Origin of the sequence: Siminovitchia fordii DSM 16014 = CIP 108821, from assembly GCF_000374565.1 — a bacterium.
In the GTDB taxonomy this organism is placed as follows: domain Bacteria; phylum Bacillota; class Bacilli; order Bacillales; family Bacillaceae_C; genus Siminovitchia; species Siminovitchia fordii.
In genome coordinates, this window is record NZ_KB894712.1 from 1 (window position 1) to 25,269 (window position 25,269).

Annotated in this window: 23 protein-coding genes and 1 riboswitch; of the genes, 6 read left to right on the forward strand and 17 right to left on the reverse strand. The window is 39.5% G+C overall.

What is annotated here, in order from left to right; genetic code table 11:
- Positions 1-59: 59 nt before the first annotated feature.
- Positions 60-1,418 carry an IS1182 family transposase gene (locus C509_RS0120945; RefSeq protein ID WP_083934562.1) on the forward strand — a complete coding sequence of 453 codons (1,359 nt, stop codon included), beginning with the start codon at positions 60-62 and terminating at the stop codon, positions 1,416-1,418.
- A gap of 136 nt (positions 1,419-1,554) precedes the next feature.
- Here C509_RS0120945 and ypeB read toward each other — a convergent pair whose 3' ends face one another.
- The 3 genes from ypeB to prsW form a co-directional block, all read right to left on the reverse strand.
- Complete coding sequence (gene ypeB / locus C509_RS0120950) at positions 1,555-2,907, reverse strand: germination protein YpeB (RefSeq protein WP_018708899.1); 1,353 nt, start codon at positions 2,905-2,907, stop codon at positions 1,555-1,557.
- 14 nt (positions 2,908-2,921) lie between these two features.
- The gene (gene sleB, locus C509_RS0120955; protein ID WP_245542515.1) at positions 2,922-3,677 is read right to left on the reverse strand and encodes a spore cortex-lytic enzyme; all 756 of its coding nucleotides are present in this window, start codon (positions 3,675-3,677) and stop codon (positions 2,922-2,924) included.
- A gap of 217 nt (positions 3,678-3,894) precedes the next feature.
- Entirely contained in the window at positions 3,895-4,584 is a 690-nt protein-coding gene (gene prsW / locus C509_RS0120960) for a glutamic-type intramembrane protease PrsW (RefSeq protein ID WP_018708901.1), read from the reverse strand.
- Positions 4,585-4,679: 95 nt separating this feature from the next.
- Here prsW and C509_RS0120965 point away from each other — a divergent pair, with 95 nt between their 5' ends.
- Positions 4,680-5,654, forward strand: coding sequence for an asparaginase (locus C509_RS0120965; protein ID WP_018708902.1), 975 nt, complete (start codon positions 4,680-4,682; stop codon positions 5,652-5,654).
- 168 nt (positions 5,655-5,822) lie between these two features.
- On the opposite strand, the gene C509_RS0120970 is transcribed toward C509_RS0120965, so the two are convergent.
- The 3 genes from C509_RS0120970 to C509_RS0120980 all read right to left on the reverse strand — a co-directional run bounded on the left by C509_RS0120970 (position 5,823) and on the right by C509_RS0120980 (position 8,347).
- Positions 5,823-6,815, reverse strand: a complete 993-nt coding sequence (locus tag C509_RS0120970) for a YpdA family putative bacillithiol disulfide reductase (RefSeq protein WP_018708903.1) — start codon at positions 6,813-6,815, stop codon at positions 5,823-5,825.
- 88 nt (positions 6,816-6,903) lie between these two features.
- A complete protein-coding gene (locus C509_RS0120975; protein WP_018708904.1) occupies positions 6,904-7,476 on the reverse strand; it encodes an adaptor protein MecA in 573 nt (190 codons plus the stop codon).
- A gap of 82 nt (positions 7,477-7,558) precedes the next feature.
- Positions 7,559-8,347: a metallophosphoesterase gene (locus C509_RS0120980; RefSeq protein ID WP_018708905.1), complete on the reverse strand. Its 789-nt coding sequence runs from the start codon at positions 8,345-8,347 to the stop codon at positions 7,559-7,561.
- Between the two features lie 170 nt (positions 8,348-8,517).
- Between C509_RS0120980 and C509_RS0120985 the strand changes: the two genes are divergently transcribed.
- Genes C509_RS0120985 through C509_RS0120995 form a run of 3 tightly spaced genes read left to right on the forward strand, consistent with a single transcriptional unit; the run spans position 8,518 to position 9,614 of the window.
- Positions 8,518-8,748: a spore coat associated protein CotJA gene (locus C509_RS0120985; RefSeq protein ID WP_018708906.1), complete on the forward strand. Its 231-nt coding sequence runs from the start codon at positions 8,518-8,520 to the stop codon at positions 8,746-8,748.
- A complete protein-coding gene (locus C509_RS0120990; protein WP_018708907.1) occupies positions 8,745-9,005 on the forward strand; it encodes a spore coat protein CotJB in 261 nt (86 codons plus the stop codon). Before C509_RS0120985 ends, C509_RS0120990 begins: the two co-directional genes overlap by 4 nt.
- A gap of 39 nt (positions 9,006-9,044) precedes the next feature.
- Complete coding sequence (locus tag C509_RS0120995; RefSeq protein ID WP_018708908.1) at positions 9,045-9,614, forward strand: manganese catalase family protein; 570 nt, start codon at positions 9,045-9,047, stop codon at positions 9,612-9,614.
- Between the two features lie 463 nt (positions 9,615-10,077).
- Here C509_RS0120995 and sda read toward each other — a convergent pair whose 3' ends face one another.
- From sda to C509_RS0121055, 11 genes are all read right to left on the reverse strand, one after another.
- Complete coding sequence (gene sda, locus C509_RS27575; protein ID WP_083934638.1) at positions 10,078-10,233, reverse strand: sporulation histidine kinase inhibitor Sda; 156 nt, start codon at positions 10,231-10,233, stop codon at positions 10,078-10,080.
- A 615-nt stretch (positions 10,234-10,848) separates the two neighbouring features.
- Complete coding sequence (locus C509_RS0121005) at positions 10,849-12,066, reverse strand: MFS transporter (protein WP_018708910.1); 1,218 nt, start codon at positions 12,064-12,066, stop codon at positions 10,849-10,851.
- Between the two features lie 170 nt (positions 12,067-12,236).
- A complete protein-coding gene (locus C509_RS0121010; RefSeq protein ID WP_018708911.1) occupies positions 12,237-12,788 on the reverse strand; it encodes a DJ-1/PfpI family protein in 552 nt (183 codons plus the stop codon).
- 103 nt (positions 12,789-12,891) lie between these two features.
- Complete coding sequence (locus C509_RS25235) at positions 12,892-15,276, reverse strand: EAL domain-containing protein (protein ID WP_018708912.1); 2,385 nt, start codon at positions 15,274-15,276, stop codon at positions 12,892-12,894.
- A 20-nt stretch (positions 15,277-15,296) separates the two neighbouring features.
- Entirely contained in the window at positions 15,297-16,475 is a 1,179-nt protein-coding gene (locus C509_RS0121020) for a beta-ketoacyl-[acyl-carrier-protein] synthase family protein (RefSeq protein ID WP_018708913.1), read from the reverse strand.
- Positions 16,476-16,855: 380 nt separating this feature from the next.
- Positions 16,856-19,141 (reverse strand): 5-methyltetrahydropteroyltriglutamate--homocysteine S-methyltransferase, encoded by a 2,286-nt coding sequence (metE, locus tag C509_RS0121030; RefSeq protein WP_018708915.1) that lies wholly within the window; start codon positions 19,139-19,141, stop codon positions 16,856-16,858.
- 22 nt (positions 19,142-19,163) lie between these two features.
- The gene (locus tag C509_RS0121035; RefSeq protein ID WP_018708916.1) at positions 19,164-21,017 is read right to left on the reverse strand and encodes a bifunctional homocysteine S-methyltransferase/methylenetetrahydrofolate reductase; all 1,854 of its coding nucleotides are present in this window, start codon (positions 21,015-21,017) and stop codon (positions 19,164-19,166) included.
- Positions 21,001-22,164 carry an aminotransferase class I/II-fold pyridoxal phosphate-dependent enzyme gene (locus C509_RS0121040; RefSeq protein ID WP_033370529.1) on the reverse strand — a complete coding sequence of 388 codons (1,164 nt, stop codon included), beginning with the start codon at positions 22,162-22,164 and terminating at the stop codon, positions 21,001-21,003. The genes C509_RS0121035 and C509_RS0121040 overlap by 17 nt, the downstream gene beginning before the upstream one ends.
- Before the next feature lie 87 nt (positions 22,165-22,251).
- Positions 22,252-22,361, reverse strand: a riboswitch (SAM riboswitch).
- A 392-nt stretch (positions 22,362-22,753) separates the two neighbouring features.
- A complete protein-coding gene (locus C509_RS0121045; protein ID WP_018708918.1) occupies positions 22,754-23,212 on the reverse strand; it encodes a DUF2663 family protein in 459 nt (152 codons plus the stop codon).
- Positions 23,213-23,280: 68 nt separating this feature from the next.
- Positions 23,281-24,021, reverse strand: a complete 741-nt coding sequence (locus C509_RS0121050) for a LysM peptidoglycan-binding domain-containing protein (RefSeq protein WP_018708919.1) — start codon at positions 24,019-24,021, stop codon at positions 23,281-23,283.
- Positions 24,022-24,036: 15 nt separating this feature from the next.
- On the reverse strand, positions 24,037-24,624 hold the full coding sequence (locus C509_RS0121055) for a CPBP family intramembrane glutamic endopeptidase (RefSeq protein WP_018708920.1): 588 nt from the start codon (positions 24,622-24,624) through the stop codon (positions 24,037-24,039).
- Positions 24,625-24,987: 363 nt separating this feature from the next.
- Here C509_RS0121055 and C509_RS0121060 point away from each other — a divergent pair, with 363 nt between their 5' ends.
- On the forward strand, positions 24,988-25,236 hold the full coding sequence (locus C509_RS0121060; protein ID WP_018708921.1) for a ferredoxin: 249 nt from the start codon (positions 24,988-24,990) through the stop codon (positions 25,234-25,236).
- Positions 25,237-25,269: the final 33 nt, after the last annotated feature.

Sequence of the window (25,269 nt, forward strand, 5' to 3'; positions counted from 1 at the left end):
GAATTATATAAATATTGTCATGTTAATTTGTTATAATGTAGATAACAAAAATGGCGGTGATGAAATTGCTTCATACAAGATCGAGTATTCAAAATGAGATGGAATTTGTTTGTCTTGAAGACTTAGTTCCCGAAGACCATCTGCTGAGAAAAATTGATAAGCATATTGATTTCTCTTTTATTCTTGAGAAGGTTAGACCTTACTACTGTGAAGATAACGGCCGTCCCTCGTTAGATCCATTGATCCTGTTTAAAATGATGTTCATCGGCTATTTTTTTGGTATTCGTTCGGAACGCCAGCTGGAAAGGGAAATTCAAACGAATGTTGCTTACCGTTGGTTTTTGGGATTGAGGTTATCCGACCCTGTTCCTCATCACTCTACTATCAGTTGGAACCGGTGTAATCGTTTCAAAGATACAGACATCTTCCAAGAGGTCTTTGATGAAATCGTTCTTCAAGCGATCAACCACCGTATGGTTGGCGGGAGAGCGCTATTTACTGATTCTACCCACTTAAAGGCCAGTGCGAACAAACATAAATATACAAAAGAAGTCGTTAAAGTGGAGACACGTGATTACATAGAAGATTTAAATCAAGCTATAGAAGAAGATCGGAAAAAGCATGGAAAAAAGCCTTTAAAGGCTCGAAGGGAAGTGAAGGAAACAAAAGAGATCCGAAAAAGTAATACAGACCCTGACAGTGGATTCATGTCCCGGGACAATAAACAAGAGATGTTCTGCTATTTGGACCACCGTACGACAGACATGAAATTTAATATTATCACGGATGCCTTTGTCACTCCTGGAAATGTTCATGACTCTGTTCCCTATCTTGAACGTTTGGACCGCCAAATAAAAAGGTTTGGATTTGAAGTGGAAGCCGTAGCACTAGACTCTGGATACCTGACAAACCCTATTTGTAAAGGCTTGTTTGACCGGAGTATTTTCGGGGTCATTGCCCATCGCAGGTATCATCCAACACAAGGGTTATTTCCAAAATGGAAGTTTAAGTATGACGCAGAACATAATGTCTATATCTGCCCCAATGGAGAAACATTAAGCTATTCCACCACAAGCCGTGATGGCTACAGGGAATATAAATCGAATCGGAAAAAGTGTGCGGCCTGTCCTCTCTTGGAAAAATGTACCCGGTCTAAAAATCATCAAAAGGTGGTCACCCGCCATGTTTGGGAGGAACATAAAGATCAAATCCGTCTGAACCGCTTATCATCGGAAGGAAAATTACTATACAAATTTAGAAAAGAGAAAGTTGAACGAAGCTTCGCAGATTCAAAAGAACTGCATGGGCTTCGTTATTGCCGGTTGAGGGGAATACAAAAGGCAGCCGAGCAGGTGCTACTCACGACGGCCTGCCAGAACATGAAGAAGATTGCCTTACACCTGGACAGACAGGACTAGGTGTAAGGGAGTCTTTTTCCCATTTATTTAGGATGAAAAAATAATTGAATATCTCGAAAATACAAGAACAAAAAAAGCTTGTAGAGAAAAAACACCCACTTTCTCTACAAGCTGAGCAGCCTTGTCAGGCTGCTTTTTATAACAAGTCTTCATAAACAGGTTCTGCATTTTTCAATTTATCAACTTTTTCCTCGATTCCATTTTCCGCATTAATATACATGCGGTATGTGTCACCGTGATCCATTGTACCCAGGAATTCATAGCATAGCACTTCTTTGCCAAGTTCATTCACAATGACAGCTTTCCTGTTCTCCTGAACCTTTAGATCAGGATTTAACTTTGAGCGCGCTTCTTCCAGGGTCAGATTTGGTTCAGGTAGTTTTCTTTTTTTACTTCCCTTTAAATAATCATCCGCAGCAAAACCGATGATCTGTCCGTTATCAAGGGCGACTTTTACTTTGATCGACTCAGGATAAATCCTGACTCCGTCTTGGTTGGTTACATATGTAAACAGTCCGACGGAATCATATTGTATACTTTCAGCCATTTCAAGGCCATTATACTTATGCCTTTTGAGAAATTCATCAGCCTTGTTCATGGCCTCATTTAAGCTAATTTGCTGTTTATTCACTTCTCTTGAATCAATGAACCAGATTGGATAGCCACCTTTTCGGGTAATATCCATCGTTGCTTCGTGTCCTCTATCATTAGCAAGTACGACGTTGTAAAATCCGAAAGAGGACCCTTTCTTGTTTTCAGTTACTTCAACCTTTTTCGGCTGATTGATACCGCTGTATTTTTGAGCCAGGGCTATTGCTTCCCTTTTTGATATCTTCTCTCCTTTTAAATGCTCGTAGTTTTCATCCCGTTTTTGAAAACTTACGATAGATGGATTTTGAAGATTTTTCTCGTCATACCCAGTTGCATGTTTTTCAACCGTTTTAAATCCATCTATAATCGTATTGTCAGACATTTCTTTTCCAGAAGCCAATGCCAGTTCAACATCCATCCAGCGAAGATTGTTTTTCAAAGCAAGATTCTGGACTTTTCTTAACTCATTCCTGATTTCTCCGCTTTGATTGTATAAATTCCTCAAAGTCTTCTGTTCGTCTTTTGACAATGGCTCATCATCCAAATTGCGGACAGCTGTCCTGTAGCTGAATGTACCGATATTCGACAGGAATTCTTCCGTTTTATTGAAAGGAAGTAAAGTAAGAGGAAGCTGTCCCACCTGGCTTCGCGCATCGGAAGTGATCCTCCATACATCTGCAAGGGCTGGAGATAAAGATTTGCTTGAATTCATTGCAATTGTCCCACCAAGTTTCTCATGCAGTAAATCCATCTGATAGCTCAAATCATGGAATGCCCGTTGATAATTGTTTTCCGCGTTTATCAAAATTGTATTTTTTTCCTGATGTTCCTGGTAGCCCCAGGCGCCTGCCCCTACTGCAGCGACTACCAATATGGCCATAATTATATTTCTGATCAAGCCTTTTCACCTCCTCAGCTGCAGAATATATGTTTCCCAATTTTTTTTATTTGAGGTCTTGACCAAATCCATGCACTTGTTGCCGTATCCGGATTGAAATAGTAGAGGGCGTTGCTTGATGGGTCCCAGCCATTGATCGCATCCAAAACAGCTTTTTTGGATGTTTCATTCGGCTCTAACCAAATTTGTCCATCAGCGACTGCAGTAAATGCGCCCGGTTCAAAGATCACTCCGGAGACCGTATTTGGAAAAGAAGCGCTGTTCACCCTATTTAAAATGACCGCGGCAACAGCAACCTGCCCCTCATATGGTTCGCCCCTTGCTTCACCATGTACGGCATTCGCCATAAGCTGAATATCATTTTGTGAGAAGCCGGCGGGCGTATTGACTGCTGTTGGCTTTGATGCTCCGCCTGTACTTCCCTTTCCGCCATAATAGGTAAAGTTTTTACCTTTATTCACTTGTTCTTTTACGTATTGCTTGTTATATTTGGACGCCTTCACCAATTTTGCTTTTGTAGTTTCCCCGGCAAGACCGTCCACTTTAAGCCCGAAGTTATTTTGGAAGTTCCTCAGGGCCCAATACGTCCCCCAACCGAATACACCGTCTATTTTCCCATGATAATACCCGAGATATTGAAGCCTGGCCTGGAGTTCAATAACATCATCCCCCACTGCACCTTGTTGTATGACTTGGTTGGTGAATGCCTCTGTTTTCACCCCCGGGGAGGCTGTTGTAGCGATGGCACACAATAACACAACGATCACCATTTTGCCCATCGTGGCATACTTCATGCTGTAACCCTCCACATATTAATTTTCATGCCGATAGTATTTGAATTTGAAGCTTTTTTATTCAATTTTGATTCATTAGATAAACGTGCCTTGAACACTGAAGACGGTAAAACGGTCGCTGAGAAGCGGCCTGAAGCCTGAAAGGAACAAGTTTTTTCTATAAAATTCCATAATAAAAACGCATCCGCCTAGATCAGACAGATGCGTTTTTTTCCTGAATTTTTCTTCCGTAAAGTTTTTTCGTAAGCAGATGGGCATGTTTGACTTTTCTCAAACCGAGCCACCATAAAAACAGCATGAAAGGGAGAATATAATAAAGCCAATTTTTCTCGGAGAATAATATGAAATCATATAGTCCATGTAATATGAATGGCACAAAAAAAGAGAAAAAAAGACATCTTTTTTGGGAACTGTCTGTTTGGAATTTGGCCTTCCCCAAATAGTATCCCATGATAACACCAAACAAGGCATGGCTTGATACAGGCAGCAATGCGCGGCCAAGTGCAAAGCTTACACCATTTGCAGCTAGATATAAAATATTTTCTACCGTTGCAAAACCAAGCGAGATGCTTGCTCCATATACGATTCCGTCGAAAGGTTCATCAAATTCGGCATGCTGATAAATAGCAAGGAAAAGTACAAACCATTTAAAGAACTCTTCAAATAATGCAGCAGATAAAAATGCCGACAGAAGGCTCCCCTGAATAATTTCTTCCACAGACATGATATATTGAATAAACATTATCGGAAAAGTAATAACAGCACCCATTAAAAACGTCTTGAACACTGTCAAAATGGGCTCCTGGTCAAATTGATCCCTCAAATAAAAATAACTTAACAGAGCTAATCCCGGGGCAACACCAGCTGAGACTACCACCAGCATACACAGCCCTCTTTCTTTTTCATTTATTCCATCGTATCATGGAAAATAGAGTTTGAACATGCAAAGTTGCAGTATTTTACGCAGGAGTTGAAAAAATGAAACATATACTTGTCATCCATACAGGCGGGACTATTTCAATGGAAGCAGATACCGAGAATAATACAGTAAATATTGGTGATACCAACCCGTTGACAAAGGGACTGGAAGACCTCCGTAAGCTTGCCCGCCTCACCGTTAAGGAACCATTGCATAAGCCATCTCCACATATCACGATAAACGATATGCTGGAACTCAAACGCCTAATCGAGTCGGAATGCGCAAGCGGAGATATTGACGGGGTAGTCATCACCCATGGCACGGATACAATGGAAGAAACGGCTTTTTTCCTTGATCTGACCCTCGATACGGACACACCGGTTATCATGACTGGCGCTATGCGTTCGATCAATGAAACCGGATCAGATGGATTATATAATATTTTGTCGGCTATTCGTACAGCAGTATATGAAAAATCCATAGGAAAGGGTTTGCTGGTCGTCTTCAATGATGAGATACATACTGCCCGTGAAGTGACAAAAGTTCACACGACAAACGCGGCAGCTTTTCAGAGTGTGGTTACCGGACCGATTGGAACGATAACGAACGGTTCCGTCACTTTTCATTATGATCCACTGCCGGAACTTAAAATAAAGGTAAATAAAATCACAAAACGTGTTGGATTGATTAAGGCTTATGCGGGGATGGATTCTTCCATTTTGTATACATTAAGTGAATTGAAATATGACGGTGTCGTGATAGAAGCACTGGGTCAAGGAAACCTCCCTCCTGATGCTGTCGATGGGGTTGATAAGCTGCTTTCCAATGGGATACCGGTCGTCCTTGTTTCAAGATGCCTGAAGGGCAGTGTCCAGGATACATATGGTTATCCGGGTGGTGGCAAACAGTTGAAGGAACTTGGAGTTATTTTTTGCACAGGGTTAAACGGGCAAAAAGCACGTCTGAAACTATTAGCTGCACTGATGCAAACAAATGAGATACAAAAATTGAAAGATGAATATTTTTCTGCTTGATTATTCGGCTTCGGGGCTGTTCATTCCCTAGCAGTTAAAGCGTCCAGACTAAAGAGACAATCAAAAGGTGATACTTGATAAGTCTATTTCACAGCTGCCACAGATTATTGACTTGCCCCTTTCATGTTTGCGCTAGAATTAACACTTTCTTCGTAAAAAACATCCCGGTCAATTGGATTGCCGGGATGTTGTAATAAATGATTCTCTTTTTTGAATGGCAGCAGCAATTTGACCTCCATGAAAACGTCCATTTTCAATAAATATTTCATTTGCATTATTTCCGGCAGCGATGACTCCTGCAATAAATAAATCCGGAATATTCGTTTCCATGGTCTCAGGATCATACTCAGGCCTTCCGGTCAATTCATCCATCTGCACACCCATCGCTCTTATAAACGTGTGATCGGGATGATATCCTGTCATGGCAAATACAAAATCATTCGGGATTTCCTCTTTCCCCTGGTCCGTAACATAGACGATGCTCGTTTCGGTAATTTCTTTTACCTCTGAGTTAAAAAGCATCGTGATTTCCCCATCTCTTGCTAACGCCTCAAAGTCCGGAAGCACCCATGGTTTGATGCTGGAGGAATATTTGCTTCCTCGATATATTACCGTCACTCTTGCTCCAGCTTTTTGAAGTTCAAGTGCTGCATCGATCGCTGAATTTTTACCTCCAATAACCGCTACATCCATATCAAAATAAGGATGAGCTTCTTTGAAATAATGAGAAACTTTATCGAGATGTTCCCCTTTGATTCCCATTAGATTCGGATTGTCATAATATCCTGTTGAAATAATGACGTACCGTGATTCATACTTGTTCCGATCCGTAGTGACCTGAAAAAACCCATCCCTTTTTTCGACGGATTCCACCATTTCAAACCTGTTAATTCTTAAATCCTTTCTTTTGACCACTTCGCGATAATAGGTAAGAGCTTCATTCCTCTTTGGCTTCCGATTGACTGTCAAAAACGGGACATCACCGATTTCCAGTTTTTCACTCGTACTAAAGAAAGTTTGGTGAGTCGGATAACGATAGATGGCATTTACAATATTTCCTTTTTCAATAATTAAGGGGTTTTTGCCTATTTGTTTCAATGCAATGGCTGCCGACAGACCACACGGTCCTCCGCCGACTATGATACAATCCTCTTGCTGCATGGACACCGACTCTCCTATCTTACAATTACTAAAAAAATCTCCTTTCTTTATGATAGGAGATTTCGACTTTCCGTGCAAAAATAATGTTTTAAAAATGTCTGTGTATTAATGAGAATGCCACTTTATCTATGATTTTATTTCCATAATCCTCCAAGTAAGCTTCCGTCACACCGGACAATTCACCGTATTCACTGCAGAGGCTCCCCATAATTCCACTCACTTCAGAGGTACCGTCAATTTTTAAATAATAGCTGCCGTCCAAAGCAAATAAAGAACTGCTTTCACAACCAATATTTAATGCTGTTACTCTTTTTACCAGCAGAATGATATGGTCAAATTCCTCAAATCTATATAAAAGCCCCAAGCTATTTCCTGCTACCAGCCCCTCATCCTTTACAGGCGAATCTTGCCAGGGTTCTTCCTCTTCCAATGTCAAGATTAAAACGAGTTCCCTGGATGTTAGGGAAAAAATCTCGACGGAGACGGCACCAAAGTCATTGAGTTCATATACCCTGCTTGCTTCATCTAACATTTCATCAAATAAAACATCCCATACAAAGGTGTCTTTCAATAGTTCGTCTTGCAAAAAACCCTTCTTTGTCAACTCTTCGAAAGTAATTGAATATTTGATTTTATTTGATGATATTCTCTCCAGCTTCATTAGACCCGCCCCCTGAGGAATACTGTTATCCTCATACTATGAAAGAGGCGCCGGATGGTTCATGGAAGTGCCGGCTGATATCTCAACCCTTTTTGACAGTGATCAAATGTGTTTCTGCAGGAGCGCCAAGTCTGAGCGGCAGCAAGGAGGTACCATAACCGTTGCTGACAAACAATGTTGTCCATTGATATTCCTTGATCCCGCCTTTTTCGTATGGACCCATTCCGAAGATGCGGATTTGCCCGCCATGGGTGTGCCCGCTTAGAATAAGGGGGACACCGTCTGAGTCTGTCACTTTTTCTGCAAGATCGGGGCTGTGGCTGAGTACGATTCTGAACGCGGTCTTTTTTATTGAGTATAGGATAGCTTGCATCGAGTCGGATGTATTTGGATAATCGGTGCCAATCAATACAATTTTGTTATCGAAAGTCGGCAAAAAAGCAGAGTTATTTTTCAAAACAGTTACATCAAACTCACGAAACAACTCTTCCAGTTTTTGTATGTCAACCTCGTAATCATTGTTTCCCCAGATAAAGTATATGGGTGCAATTTCAATCAGTTTTTTTATATTCTCCCTGACACGTGAAAAAGGAACACCTTTTTCAGTCAAATCCCCGCCAATGATCACAACATCTGCACTACCTTTTGCTTCATGAATGATACTGTCATGAATGCTTCTTCGATGAATATCCGAAATGAAGAATATGGTCAGATCATCAATCTGTGCAGGATAGTCGTCAAATGTCAATACTTCCTCCCGGACGGTATTCGCAAACGCCGCACGGACCATCATTACAATAAGAAATGCCGCTGCAATAAGCAGCACTGCCGCCAATAAAAATCCTGTCATGCCATCACCTTGGTTTTTCAACTTTCCCGCACGATTGGCAGAATGTTATACGGTCCCCATCTTAACATATGGCTCCATAAAAACAATAGTCTTATTACCGTATGCACAAAGACTTCATATATCTATATAGGAATGTTTGGTTGCCCATTCCAATATAGTATTAAGGATGACATATAGAAGGAGGAGTTTGTGTGCCTACCCATCATAAGACCTATCATCCGTATATCAGCCCTTTTGATCCATGCCCACCGATTGCGGTTAAATCATATTCCACCCCTCCCAATCTTTATTTGGGATTCCAGCCGCCGAATCTGCCCCAATTTTCACCGAGGGAAGCATTAAAAAAAGGTACGCTTTGGAAAGTATTTTATGATCCGTATTACAGCCCTTATGAAAGAGCAAAGGAGGGGTCTGACTCATGAGGCAAATGCCTCCGGAATATTACAAACAGTTGGAAGAACTTCAGGCGATGGATTTTGTCATTGTAGAACTAACCCTTTACCTGGATACTCATCCAGGAGATATGGAAGCCATCCGCCAATACAATGAGTTTGTAAAAAAAAGAAAAGCATTTGTAAGTCAATTTGAAAAGGAATTCGGGCCGCTCACAAGTTTCGGTTACAGTTTTTCCAAATATCCATGGGAATGGAAAAAAGCTCCGTGGCCATGGCAAGTATGATTCGTTATTAAAGCTTATTTCAAGGAGGTCTTTCCCCTTATGTGGGTATATGAAAAAAAATTACAATATCCAGTTCGTGTAAGCCAGTGCAATCCGATGCTGGCAAAATTTTTGATTGAGCAGTATGGAGGTGCCGATGGTGAATTGGCTGCAGCCCTTCGTTATTTGAACCAGCGCTATTCGATCCCTGATTCGGTGATCGGGCTTTTAACGGATATCGGAACAGAGGAATTAGCGCACCTGGAGATGATTGCCACAATGGTTTATAAACTTGTAAAAGACGCGACTCCAGAACAATTAAAAGAAGCTGGGCTTGGAGCCCATTATGCAGATCATGATAAAGCATTGTTTTACCATAACGCTGCAGGAGTTCCATGGACAGCGACTTACATTCAAGCCAAAGGCGACCCGATTGCTGATTTGTATGAAGATATAGCTGCCGAAGAAAAGGCGAGGGCTACTTACCAATGGATCATTAATATGAGTGATGATCCAGATTTGAACGACGGATTGCGCTTTTTAAGAGAGCGGGAAATCATTCACTCCCAGCGCTTCCGTGAAGCAGTGGAAATACTTAAAGAGGAACGGGACAGAAAAAAAGTTTTCTAATGTATAAAGATTATCAAATCTTACTTTATAAGATTTGATAATCTTTTTTTCCGCATTATTCGATTCTTGTATTCATTATTGAGGATCTTTCCAAGAACCGCCTTTTTGGACAATGTTACTGTTTTCTTTGTTATTTTCTCACTTTTACTAAGATATAAAAACTTCTCTTAGAAAATACGTTCATTCTGTTACTTGGTTTCATTTTATGTTATAAATGCAGAATATTATAACTTTTACCAATGGTATTGGAGAATGACCACAACTAAAATAATTAATCAGCAAATAGTAATTAATCTGGAGAAGGAATTGGGTTTGATGTTTGTTTTAAAATCAGGTGTTTACTGAAAATGTAGCCTCTGCAGTCATAAGGAATACTAAATAAAAAACTTGAAGTAGTAGAAAGGCAAGGGCTTACAAAAAGAGTTGAGATTTATGTAGGGTGGCACTGGGCAACATTTTAAAATCAATCACGAATAAGTATTTTTCGTTTGGTTATCTCTTTTTTAAGTAACTGAATAAAGTTCACGTCGAGCTCTATTTCTTTGGCTTTCTTATAAGCCAAAACTAACGACTCATCAGACAACTTATCCATATTTTTATTCTTCCCCTTTAGCTTCATTAAAATCTCAAAACACTGACATGATACAACACTAGACAATTTAAAGAAAGAAATATGTTTATATACAGATAAAATAATTGTGTATTAATTGCTCATTGCCCATTATGATGGATGAAAAAAATACTTGATAAGCGCTTTAAACTTTTCTAAACTTTGCACTAAACGAGAAATTAATTTTTTCTGTCTTTCATGTTTTGATCATGACTGCATATTTCATTTTACCGGTTTTCTCAGTTATAACTGTACTATTAACCATGGTACAGGGATCTTTGCCGATGTGACCGGCCTTGTTCGTAAGCGGAGAAAAAGCTAAATGATCAGTTATATGCAGAACCTTCGAGTTACGGAGGAATGTCAACTTGTAGCAATGGATATGTTTGATACTTACACCCTTTATAAGAAGATAATTTCATTGAATATAAGGCGAGGGCTACTTATATGAGTGATGATGCAGGTTTTAAAGAAAGCGGGAGATCGTCCACTCCCAGTGCTTCCGTGAAACAGTGGAGATACTTAAAGAGGAGCAGGACAGGAAAGAAGTTTTGAAATGTAAAAAGATTATCAAATCCTACTCCGTAAGATTTGATAATCTTTTTTATCCCATTATACGATTCATCATCTTGACGTTATTTCCGAAACCGCTTCATCAAACTCCTCTTTTTCCGGGCGATTCAACCTTGTTGATAATAAAAGGGCCATTGCCAATAATACGACACAAAGCCACAAGGCAGCAGAAATACCGCCGAGTTTGTCCGCAAGCAGTCCTCCAAGACCAGGTCCAAGTATCTGCCCTCCTGCAAAATAGATAGTCACATATCCCAGAGCGATTGGCGCAAATGATTGATGGATCTGCTCTGTAGAAAGTGCCTGGATGAGGGAAAGCATGCCCACAAACGTAAAGCCCCAAAGGGTTTGACTGATGATAAAACCTGAATAAACTGGAATCAGTATGGGAATCAATATGGCAAATCCCCCTAGGAAAATGGTGATACACAAAGATAATTTTCTTCCAATTTTATCGGAGACAGCTCCCCATACTGGCCCGCTGAATATGCTCATGCCCCCTCCTAAAGCCATGACTGTCCCTGCATTGTTTTCATTTATACCTGCCTCAAGTATGTAGCTGAAAAAGAAGCTTTGCGGTATTAAATAGGCAAAACCGATTAACCCGTAGATGACAGCGACCAGGAGGACACCTTTATGAAAGTATACTTCCTTAAATAAAGACTCGTCCTTGTTACCGTTCTGGCGTGCAGGCACAGGAGGATCTTTCAAAACCCTAACCGCAATTAAAGTAGTAATGATAGAAACAAGGCCAAAAAGAAGCCAAAGATAACGCCAGCCGTCATTGAAAAACCATAGATTAAAAGGTGGTGCAAGAATACTTGCGATAAGGGTTCCCAACCCCATTCCGCCTAACAAAAGTCCAATCATCAATCCCCTGTTATTCGGAAACCACCCTACAACAATATTTACAAGCGGCGTGTACCCGAAAGCGGTGCCAACACCAAGCATAATCATACCAATAAGAGAGGTGATATAATTTTCTACAAAAAATAATACCATACACCCTCCGGCTAGAATCATAAGACTGATGACTATGAGCGGCTTAGATCCCCATTTGGATGCCATGATTCCTACAATCAGTACCATGACAAGATAACCGATGGCCGTGGTAGTGCCCAACATCCCCGCCTGTTGATAGGACAGATGAAGACTATCCCTCATATAAGGCATCAAGATCCCGTATGCCATCCTGCCGAATCCTGATATACATATCGTAATCAAGATACTGACTATAGCGTATATCAACATTTTTTTCCGCTGTTCCATTCCTCCACCCCGCCGGCAAATAAATAATACTGTTCTATCAAAAAATTTTTTGAACAAAGGTGTATCAATTGTATCAAAAAGACGATTATCTGAAAAAATAATTACAAAAAAAGCGCCCCAAAACCATTAAAGCAGGTTAATGAGGCTACATTTTATTCATATTCAAATCTCTACTTTAATAATTTAATAAACTCACGCATAAAACCCGGTAAATCAGGCCATGCGTGTCCGGAGACAAGATTTTCGTGTACATGGAGAGGTTCTTCGATATAAGTGGCTCCACAGGCGGATACGTCAGGCCTGCATGCGGTATAAGCAGTAAATTCACGGCCCTTCATCAAATCCGGGACAATGGCCAGCACCTGTGCTGCATGACAAATTGCGCCTACTGGTTTATTTTCCTCAAAGAAGTGGCGAAGAATACCTGGCATTGCGTCATCAAGACGAATATACTCTGGAGCACGTCCTCCCGGAATGATCAGTCCATCATATTCGGATGGATCGATATCGGCAAATGCAACATGGGAATCAATACCATAGGCAGGCTTTTCAACATATGTTTCCATCCCTTCTACAAAATCATGGCTGACCGTTTGCAGTTTCTTGATGGATGGGGAAGCGATCGTTACATCAAACCCCTCTTCAAGGCAACGATAGTAAGGATAAAATATTTCCAGTGCTTCTACTGCATCTCCAGTCACAATCAAGATTTTTCTACTCACACTTATTCCCCCACTCCATTATGATGATTACCTCTGTATACTCATATTCGACCCATCTTTCCAATTTCCTCCCAAATACCGCAATAAAATCCGAATGGATAAGCTATTTCATACTTAAAAACTTTCTTTCAAATGTATCTGCAGACATTGGATGACCAATATAATAGCCCTGTGCATATTTACAAGTGGTTTGCAATAAGAAGTCCAAATCGGCTTTTGTTTCAACTCCCTCAGCAACAACATCTAAAAATAGATGTTGGGCCAGTGATAAAATACATTTTACAATGGCCGCATTCTCTTTATTGTTTGATATGCCGGTGATAAAAGACTTATCGATTTTCAATATATTTATCGGATATTTTTGCAAGTAACCAAAAGAAGAATAACCCGTGCCAAAATCATCTATAGATATTTTCACTCCAAGGTTTTTTAATTCATGCAATTTTTCGATTGTAAATGTATGATCCATTATGGCTATACCCTCAGTAATTTCCAATTCAAGATATTTCGGATCAAGTTTTGTTTCGTTTAAAATTTGTGAAACTGATTCAATAAAATTGTGTTCATTAAATTGTTTCATTGAAATATTTACAGCTATTTTTAAAGGAGGAAGACCCTGCTCCTGCCACTTTTTATTTTGCAGGCATGCTTCCCTCAAAATCCATTTGCCAATTGGTAGTATTAGATTGGTTTCTTCCGCCAAGGAAATGAATTCACCAGGAGTTACATTCCCTAATTCGTTATTATTCCATCGTATCAAAGCCTCCACACCGGAGATCTCTTTCGATCGAAGATTCAACTGAGGCTGGAAGTTCAATTTGAATTCATTATTTTCCAATGCCATTCGGAGCTGTTTCTCTATAGTCATTTTGCGATGAAGACTTTTATTGATCTCGGGAGTGTAAAACTCAAACCCATTCTTGTTCTTTTCTTTTACAGCATACATGGCGGCATCGGCATGTTTCATTAATTTTATGGAATGTTCACCATTATCGGGATATATACTTATACCTATACTTGGAGTGATATATAAACTATATTTTTCAACCACGATGGGTTTTTTAAACGTGTCAAGAATATGATGGGCAAGGTTTGATACAGATTGAATTGAACATTCTTGAAAGATGAATGTAAACTCATCTCCACCTATGCGATATACCCTAACTTGACGTTTCAATTCATCAATAACTGATTGAAGGAGGCTTGATATTTCTATCAAAAGCAGATCGCCTATATCATGACCCAGTGTATCATTTATATTTTTAAATCCGTCCAAGTCCATATATAAAAGGGCCAACTGTTTATCACGTTTTTCAGCTGCCTTGATTGCTTGGTTCAAATCCTCATCAAACAACCTCCTGTTCGGCAATTGGGTCAGTGAATCATGATAGGCAAGGTTTCTAATCTTATCTTCCTGTTCCTTTAATTCGGTAATATCAGATGAAACCCCCAATACCAGGCTTTCCTCAGCGGTTTGAACAGGTATTTTATAAGTTTTCAACCACTTTTTATTCCCACGTACATCTCTGATTTCTTCCTCAGTCGCATAGACATTGTCCGTGTTATCAAATTCAGTTTTAGAAAAATACTCCGGGATTTTTTTTTCAACGTCCTCATCAGATTTGCCGATAATATCTTTAGAGTCTAATCCATGTAAATCTGCAAAAGCCTTATTAGCCAAAGTATATATTCCGTCCTGGTTTTTAGCATAAATATAGTTGGGATTGAGATCGATCAGTTTTTGCAGAAAACTTCTTTGATTGTCAAGAGCTTGATTCATTTTATTTACCACTTGGACATGCAGCCGCAAAGAAAGAACAAAGGTCGAAATGGCAAAAAATACAACAGCGATACCGCTAGGATATAACATGGTTTCCGGGATAATGTTTAGCATTCCAAAAGCGTATCCTATCGTAATCGCAATGATAAAAAAGAAAAGGAATGATCTATATTCATCATTTTTCATTTCCAAGATCAACACTACGCAAGCAATAACTCCGACAATGAATAAGGCTACATTTGAATGGAATGCCCATGAGTGCGCACCATAAATGGGAAAGTAAAAACTAGCATGCTTATCCGATTCTATTAAAATGATATCTTCAATACCTTCTTTGCCCCATCCCAGTAAATAAACGATGAGGCTCCAAAAATAAAATAAGAAAACAACATATTTATTTATCAATAAATTCCATGCAATTCCGAGATTATCTGTTATCATTTCTTTTCCAATCGAATAAGCAATATGAAATAATGCCGGTGATAACATAATAGATCCGATACGGAGAAGCCTGAACCAAAAGTCTATTGATTCTTTCGAGAGGAAAGAGTACGCATATAAAACCGTTACATCAAATTGCCAAACGCTTGCCAAAAATAAAAAGAGAAATAGAGTCCGTGACAGCTTTTTCTCTCTAAGGATTTTCAAAAGTAAAAATCCGATTAATATGGGGATGACAGCAATTAAGGTAGATATAATTAAATTCATACTTCCACTCCCGATGAAACCTAATATTTATTAAGAAGAAGACATGTATTGTTTCCGCCAAGACCATGTGTTGTGATTGCAACTCTATTCACCGGCCGATAGATAGTGTCATAAACGATCGGTAAACCTTCAAACCCTTCACCTTCGGTAAATAATGTAGGCGGAATAAAATTATACTCCATTGAAATTAAAGCGGAGATAACTTGAATGACTCCCATTGCTCCAAAAGAGTGCCCGAGCGCGCCTTTGATTGATGTGATCGGAACGGATTGTCCAAATAAGTGTTGATGTACATAACATTCTATTTGATCATTTACATGCAGACCCAAGGCTTGACTGTTAACATAATCAGGAACTTGGCCGTTTACTGCATTCTTTAATGCACTAAGCATCAAATTACCTAATGCATTAGTATTCAACGATTGTGAACCTTCATTGTTTGAATGGATCCCTTCAATCTTTCCAAAAATCGTTGCTCCTCTTCGGATAGCATTTTCTTCTTTTTCCAATATTAAAACGCCTGCCCCTTCAGACATGACAAACCCTTTATGTTTTTTTGAAAATGGCACCCCCGTCTGCCCTACTCCTTTATTAATTTCTATCTGTCGTAATTTATTGAAACCGAATGTCGACCATTGTCCTAGTGAAGCATCGGCACCCCCAACAATACACATGTCTGTTTGGTTTTGCTCCAATAGCAGCTTACCCAACAGGATTGCATCTGATCCAGCAGTGCAACCGGTTGTTAACGTGAATACCTGTCCATTTATACCGAGATGAGAGGCTACCGAAGAAGAAACCATATGTGAATCGACTAACGAAACACCATGAATGGGGTACTTCTTAAAATCAGTAGCCAAAACTGAATATTCTTCAATTTCTTTTATACTGCCAACTGCGGTCCCCATAATGACGGCAATCCGAGAAGGGTCTTTGCCTGACACTTCTGCCATTTTGATAGCATCATCAGAAGCAGCCATGGCAAGCCGGCTTACCCTGGAATGCCGTTTATAATTTCTTTCCTTGATCATTACAAAATCATGGTCTACAACCCCCGCAACAATATGAGAGTCGTTTGGCCCAATACTTTTTAATATTTTCAGCTTGCAAATCCCTTTTTCCAAAACCTCTTTAAAATCTTCTTTATAATCAATACCTGGAGCTTTTACCCCGTATCCCGTGATAACAATATCCCCCATGCAATCACCCAGTTCTATTTTTTATATTTTTACTTTTTTGATAAATCTTTATCTGCAGTTCATCCATTTTGCCTTTTAAGATTAATATTTTACTATATTTCTCGGAAACAGTCGATTATCGCTGAATCTTATCACTCTTTATATCTTTTAACACGGGTTATTAGACGTATTTGAAATGATCATTTTATACCATTATTGGAAACTAAACGTACAACTCATATAAAATGAGGCAGCATATTTGGTTTTTCGTAAAGAAGCATTGGAAGATGCATGTAAAAAAGCCCAGGAATTTCAAATGAAATACCTGGACTTGTTTTTAAATCATTTCACTTTGGGAAAATACTGTTCCATAAATTGAAATGAAGAACCTTTTGTCTCGATTAATTTGTATGAACGTCGGCCAATTGTGCTTTCCTAAGCTCTTTTGCAGCTTCTGTCATATTTTGGAGGGCTGCAATAGTTTCCGTTTCTTGTCTTGTTTTTAATCCGCAGTCAGGATTTATCCAAAATTGACTTGATGGAATGATTTGCAACGCCCGGTTGACATTGGCCTTTATTTCTTCTTTGGTTGGAACACGAGGGCTGTGAATATCGTATACGCCAAGCCCGATTTCTTTATCATAGGTGTTTTCTTTAAATGTTGAAATCAGTTCCCCATGACTTCTGGAATTTTCAATAGATATCACATCAGCATCCAATGCGCTGATGGTTTCGAATATGTCTTGAAAATCTGAATAGCACATATGGGTGTGAATTTGAGTACTGTTTTGAACCGAAGCGGTTGCTAGCTTGAATGCATGTACCGCCCGGTTCAGGTATTGATCCCAGTTTTCCGATTTAAGCGGCAGCCCTTCTCTTAGTGCTGGCTCGTCAACCTGGATAATTTTTATTCCGTTTTTCTCAAGCTCTTCAATTTCAAAGCGTAATGCCACTGCAATTTGATCCAGGACATCAAAACGAGAAATATCATCTCTGACAAACGACCAATTTAATATGGTGACCGGTCCTGTCAGCATCCCTTTCACCTTTTTTTGCGTTAAGGATTGGGCATACACGCTTTCTTTCACAGTCATGGGCCTATCAAATGTTACATCACCGAAAATAATGGGCGGTCTTACACACCTGGATCCGTATGATTGAACCCACCCAAATTGTGTCACTAAAAACCCATTCAGTTTTTCACCGAAATATTCAACCATATCTGTCCGCTCGAATTCACCATGAACTAATACATCCAAGCCGATCTCTTCCTGGATATTGATCCATTTTTTGATTTCATTTTTAATGTATTCCTCGTACGCCTGGTCAGTAATTTCGCCCTTTCTCCACTTTAATCGTTCCCTTCTAACTTCAGCCGTCTGAGGGAGACTGCCAATTGTGGTTGTAGGCAATAATGGAAGCTGTAATCGTTCCTTTTGCAAAGCAATTCTTTCCTTAAAAACGAGCTCACGCTCAGTACTTAAGCTGCCTGCTGGATTTTTGACTATTTGTTGACGATAGTCGGAATGATTAAGTACCTCGATCGCATTTGTACTTTCTCGGATCTCTAAAAGGACCGATTCTTTTCCTCTTTCTAGCCCTCTGGCCAGTATAGAAATTTCATCCAGCTTCTCATCAGCAAAAGAAAGAGCCTCTTTAATAACTAAATCCAATGCCTTTTCACTTTCTGTTGTTACAGGTACATGGATCAAGGAACATGAGGGCTGGACAATAATGTTTTCTTTATCCACAATTTCTGCGATGGATTCTAACAGGTCGATTTGATGATTTAAGTCTTGACGCCAAACATTCCGACCATCAATGATTCCCGCAGCGAGTTTTTTGTCTTTCGGAAATCCATGTTTGTTCAATTGTTCCAAAGAGTTGCCGTGAACAAAATCAAGTCCAATTGCTGCCGCCGGCAAATTCACGATCTTCTCATACGAATCGACCGATTCAAAATAGGTTTGGATTATAATATTGACTTCTGGTATTACTTTCGCAAAAGATTCATATACATATTCGGCCTGAACAATGTCCTCTTTCGTCAAGGCTGTTGAAAATATCGGCTCGTCAATCTGTACCCATTTAACTCCTGCTTCTTTCAATTCCGTTAAAACATCGATATATAATGGAAGGAATTCCTCGACAAGTGTTGGGAACTCTCCTTCTTCGTAGCCTTTACCTAGCTTAATAAATGTAATCGGGCCCAATAAGACTGGCTTCCCCTCGATTCCTAATTCCTCCTTCGCTTCATTGTAGAAATCTAACGGACGATTCTCTTTTAATGAAGGTTTGGATTCATTAAATTCAGGAACGATATAGTGATAGTTTGTATTGAACCATTTTGTCATTTCCGATGCAACAGCGTTTTGAGTTCCTCGGGCAATGGAAAAATATGTTTCCAACGAGGTCCCTGTACAGTCTGTTTGAAACCTTTCCGGAATTACGCCAAACATAACTGCCGTGTCAAGAACATGGTCATACAATGTAAAATCTCCTACCGGAATGAGATCAATCTCTTTTTCCTTCTGCTTTCGCAACCCCTCCAACCTGACAGTTTTCGTTTCTTCCAGAAGATCTTTTTCAGATATTTTTCCATTCCAAAATTTATCCAATGCCTTTTTCCACTCACGCTGCTTTCCAATTCTTGGATAACCCAGATTTGAACTAATGACTTTCGCCATGCTATTTCCTCCTAATCATCTTTTATGATAAAACAAATTGAGAACTTCGCTTTTCATCCAACTCCGTCGTTTTTTGTTGGATGTATTTTGCTAACTCCACACTCAACTCGTAGCGGATGAACGGTGTAATTAAATAGATTCCATTAAAATACTGAATAGCAGTGTCTATTAATTCCTTCGCTATGTCCAAACCGGTTAGAACTGCCTTCTCCGGATCTCTCGCAATATCCATTCTCTTTCTCGTTTCGACTGTCAATTTAATGCCAGGAACTTCATTATGAAGAAACTCTGCATTTTTTGAAGAAACAAGCGGCATAATTCCAATATAAATGGGTGCCTCTATATGTTTGGTGGCTTCCCATGTCTCAATAATTTTTTCCTGGCTAAAAACAGGCTGTGTCAATACATAATCAGCACCAGATTGAATCTTTTTCTCCAGACGCTCGGATGATTTTTCAATATTATGAACATTAGGGTTGAAAGCCGCTGCCACATGAAAGTTCGTTTTTTGTTTAAGGGATTTTCCTGAGAAGGAAATACCTTCGTTACATTGCTTGATCAGCTTGATCAAATCAAATGATGTCACATCAAAGACAGATGTTGCTCCCGGAAAGTCGCCGATTTTAGTCGGGTCACCTGTTATCGCCAAAATATCCCGAATTCCCAACGTATGCAAACCCATTAAGTGTGACTGTAATCCGATCAAATTACGGTCACGGCATGTTATATGGACCAGAGACGAAAGACCGACGTCTCTTTTGACGAGCGATGCCATTGTTTTATTGCATATCCTGGGGGATGCAAGAGAGTTATCAGCTATTGTCAGGCCGTCAATTCCTGCTTCTTTTAGTGCCTTTGCCCCATCAAAAAATTTTCGTGTGTTTAAATGTTTTGGAGTATCCAACTCTACAATGATCGAACGTTTAGCTTTTATTTTCTCAAATAACGTCAATTCATCAGGCTTTTTCGTTTCGCTTATTTCTAACCTTTCCTGTTTTTTTACATTCTTCTTCTTAATCGGCTTTAAGTTTTTTATGCCTTCCTTCATGGCCCGGATATGATCAGGAGTTGTTCCGCAGCATCCTCCCATCAATCGGACCCCTTCATCTCGGAAATGTACAGCAAACTTCTTGAAGTATTCAGGCTCGGATTTGTAAAGCAACTTTCCATCCCGGAATTCAGGGAGACTTGAATTCGGATAAGCAGATAAAAAAGCTTTCCCGGGAATGGGGACGGTCTCCAACGCTTTCAGCGCATGATACGGACCCAGTCTGCAATTCACCCCGACAACATCAGCTCCGAGATCCTCCAAACGTTTTAAAGCATCTGATAAAAGAATTCCATTTTCCAGGACTCCTGGCTCATGCATGGACACATTTGTAATGATTGGTATATCTGTCACTTGGCGGGCTATTTCTAATACAGTGGTCAATTCATCAAGATCGTAATACGTTTCCAACAAAAGACCATCAACATCATCAATTAGAAGACAATACAGTTGTTCCCTAAAACTCCGTTTAATTTCCTCCCGCAGTTCTGAATGGAATCTCGCCCCATGAATTCCACCGATTGTTCCGACAACAAAGGCATTCTTTTGGGCTGCACTTTTTGCTATTTTAACCGCTCCGCTGTTAATTTCCTTTACACGTTCCTCCAAACCATATCTTGCAAGTTTTATATAATTAGCACTATATGTGTTTGTTTGGATTACTTCTGCACCGGCTTTTATATATTCCTCATGAATATGAAAAATATCATCCGGGTGAGTGAGATTCAACTCCTCAAAACAGCGGTCAACACCGTACGAATATAATAGGGTGCCTGTCGCTCCGTCTCCGATCAATATTCGTTCTTTTAAACTATCTAACAGATTCAACTTGACCACCTCCTTTAACTTTTGTTGAAGGGGCCAATCCATCCTTTTCCAAGCAATGAAAAGCTTGTTCCAAATCTGATATCAAATCTTCTGCATGTTCGATTCCCACTGAAATCCTCAGAAGCCGGTTGCTGAGGCCATAGCTTTGTCTGGTTTCTTCAGGAATATCGGCATGCGTCTGTGTTGCGGGGTATGTAATCAAACTTTCCACACCGCCCAGACTCTCTGCAAAAGTAAAAATTTTTAATGATCTTAAAAACGGAGAAACGCATGCTTCATTAGCAATTTCAAAGCTGACCATCCCGCCTTTTCCGGGATAATGAACTGTTATTGCCAGTTGATGCTGTTTTAAATATGAATAAATCTTCTTGGCATTCTCCTCATGCTGTCTCATCCGCAATGCCAGTGTTTTCATTCCCCTGATCAGAAGCCAGGAATCGAACGGCCCTAGTACTGCTCCGCAAGTGTTATGATTTTCGGACAGCTTTGTGCTTATCTCCTCATTACCCGATATGACCAAACCAGCCAGTACATCATTGTGACCGCCTAAATATTTGGTCGCGCTGTGAATGACTATATCCGCCCCCATTTCGATAGGTCTTTGAATGATTGGAGTATAAAATGTATTATCGACAATCATCAATAGCCCATTCTCTCTAGCAAATTCCGATAAAATTTGGAGATCTGTTTCCCTCATCAACGGGTTTGTAGGTGTTTCAATAAATATCGCTTTTGTATTGGTTTGTATCAGTTTATCAATAATTTCATTTTCTGGATTCCAAAAGGAAAATTGTATCTGATAGTTTGTAGAAAACCATTCAAAAATCCGGTATGAACCACCATACAAGTCTCTGGATGCGATAATATGATCTCCTGTTTTAAACAAGGAAAATGCCAGTTGAATTGCACTCATTCCGGAACTGCAGGCAAATCCGCGATCCCCATTTTCAAGTTCCGCTATTGCACGTTCGAGGACATCACGTGTGGGATTGCCTGTTCTAATGTAATCATACCCATTTGACAAACCGATATTTTGATGGCGATAAGGAGCTGATAAATAAATGGGAGTGTTGACTGCTCCAAGTGGCTCATCCCTATCGTTTCCTGTTTGGACAAGCAGAGTTTCCTTTTTTAAAGACAATGTCATTCTCCTTCCCAAGTGAGATACAAACCCTTCTTTTCCAAAGAAAAAGGGCCTTCTCAATAAGAAGAAGCCCAAAAAATATTAGGTTTCTTCTCATCTTCCAAGTCATTTACCAACTTGATGGATTTAGCACCTTTCCGAATAAAACGGTGGTTGCTGAGGCGTCACAGGGCCATTCCCTCAACCTCTCTTGATAAGAAAAAAGCGGTTATATCAAATTGTAGCCTTCCCAAACAACAAAAAACCGGAAATACAATCCTGAATAAGGTTGTATTTCCGGTTGACCGGTCAATACTTTTATTGTGTTGGTAAGTAAATCGAATTATATCGGCTTATTTGTCGTTTGTCAATAAGATTTCCGAATTAAATGTTCAATCTGGATTCTTTTCTTCTCCCCCAATCCAGACTGCCCCTTTGATCGGACAAAGCACCTACAGCGTAAGATCGAGCCAGCGTGAAAACACATTCAAAGTAGAATGCGCTCCTGTGGCATGCATGAAACATACTCTACTTCATGCTAGAGGGTCCAAAAGCCTCCTCTTCAAAGATTGTCTTGTATTTCTCGCTTTTAGACGGGTAAATTGCGGTTTTCTTACTTGCTTTCATAATACAAATTTATATCATACTGTTGTTTGATTTCATCGAAAACACGATGGCGGGTAGACCAATGTTCTTCAGTCCAAATATCATGGCTTTTATCAATGATCTCACATCTTAAATCATGAAACTCCGTTTCCGCCTTCTCTTTTTTTTCGTAATAAAATTTCAATGCCCCAAACAGAAAAACTGCCATCAAAAAAAGAAAGATAAGATGGTTTTTATCAAGCAATATCGTAATACTCTTCATGATAGAATATTCATTCGGAACGATGATCAGCGTGTAGCAGATGAATAATAGAGTAAGACAGTATAATATAAAAAAAGAAAGAATGAAAAAATGTGTATTTTTATAGTGATCATATTTCATCTTTTTCTCGATCAAGTGCAGGATCATCCTTTTGGTTGCTTCATCTACCTGCTCGTCAAGCGTAAGCATAATTTTCTCCATCATTGCATGCCCTCCATCAAACAGCTCCTCATCCTAATCGTATGAGGGGCTAATCCATCTTATGATAGTATTTAGGGCAGTGGTATTTTCAATGTTTGACCCACGCTGATCTCATTTCCTGCAAGGCCGTTTGCCTGCCTGATTTTTTCTACACCTTCCTGGGAACTATAATATTTCAATGCGATACGGAAAAGGTTTTCCCCCTGTTGGACAGTGTGATAAGTAACTTTCTCTTCATTGCCTTGTTCTGCCTGCTTTTCCATTTCCGAATTTTCATTGGCAGCTTGAGTTTCTTGGGTTTTTACCGCTTCCTCTTTTTTCTCTTGATCTTTATTATTGTTGTCTTTCATTTCCGATTTTTTCTCTTTATTTTCGGATTTATCCTCTTTCTTTTCTGATTCTTTCTCTTTTTTGTCAGATTTATCCTCTTTCTTTTCTGATTTACTTTCCTGTTCAACGGAGGATTCTTCGACGTTCTTTTCTTTTTGGCCCTCCGTTTGAGAATCGGCTTCCGTTACCGAATCTTCTGTCTCAAAAGACACTTCTTCACCGGAACTGCTGACAAGATTAGCTTTTGAGCGGTCACCATTGTTAATGATGGATAGTATGATGATCGGAAGCATTAATAAAATGAGCAAAAGAACAAGAGGAATTGATACTTTCATTCTTTTTTTCTTACTGGGACGTCTTTTTTTAGGATTACTTTTATTCCCATGATATTCTGCTCTTGAAGGCAGCACTTCTTTATCGTCCATTTTTTCTTTCTCTGTATCGGCTGTTCGCCACTGTCTACCTTTTTGATTCAATTCCATCTATAATCCCCTCTTTTACAATTCCTTTCGGAAAGAACCGAATTTTATATATATCCCCAACAAAAAGTCTATGGTAAAATGCATGGCGATCACCGGCCAAAGCTTCTGATCGGCCAATTCATACACGATTCCCATCCAGAAACTTAATATCATGACGTTCACCATTAAAAACCAATGGGTCCAATACCGGAAATGTATGATTGCAAATAAGATACTTGCGGCCACGAGCCCTATTGACGTTTGCACTATCCCCCGAAACAGGAGTTCTTCCGTTAATCCGACCACGAATGCAACAATGGGGATTTGCCATACTGGCATCGCTTTAAAAATTTTATTATTGATCCCGCCATCGTCATAAAATTTTTTCGGCATTATATTCATCAACAGGATATCAATACCTACAACGACTATCCCATTAACGATTCCCCAAAAAACCCATTTTGAATCAAATTTGAATCTCGATAAAATGTCATCGACGTCGAAAAAAATTGCTCCTGCTATAAGGGAAACCAAAAGCAAAATCAATTGAGTCAGATACAAATGAGCTGTAAGTTCCCGCGGAGTCATTTGCTTGATAAGCTCTGCCTGTCTGTTTTGTCTCATGTAAAATCACTCGTTTTTAATAACAATAATCCATCATATATATGGTAGTGCCATCTTATTTTATGACCAGGAAATTTTTATGATTGAACGGGCAATACATAGAAGTTCACCATTTGTGAAAAATAATTTTGCATTATGCTGTTTCTCATTAGAGAGAGATTATCTTAATTTTATCATGAATCGATTTTTTCGACTATGTTCTCTATGATCTTCCGTTAAATAAAATAGTTCGACAAATTTTCATAGGGTTCTTTTATGTTGAAATGTTGATTGTGGAGGATTAATATATGTATAGAAATAAATCTTTTTCAATAGCATGTTTTTACACAGAATTGACATAGATAAGTGATAGGAGGTTTACAAGTGGCCAAGTATACAATGGTCGACCAAGATACTTGCATTGCCTGCGGTGCTTGCGGAGCTGCAGCACCTGATATATATGACTATGATGACGAAGGCCTGGCTTATGTCGTCCTTGATGACAATAAAGGTATTGCGGAAGTTCCTGATATTTTGGAAGATGACATGTTGGATGCATTTGAAGGCTGCCCGACTGAATCCATAAAGGTCGCCGACGAACCATTTGATGGAGATCCATTGAAGTTTGAATAATAAAATTGTTGAAGAGGGAGCGAAAGCTCCCTC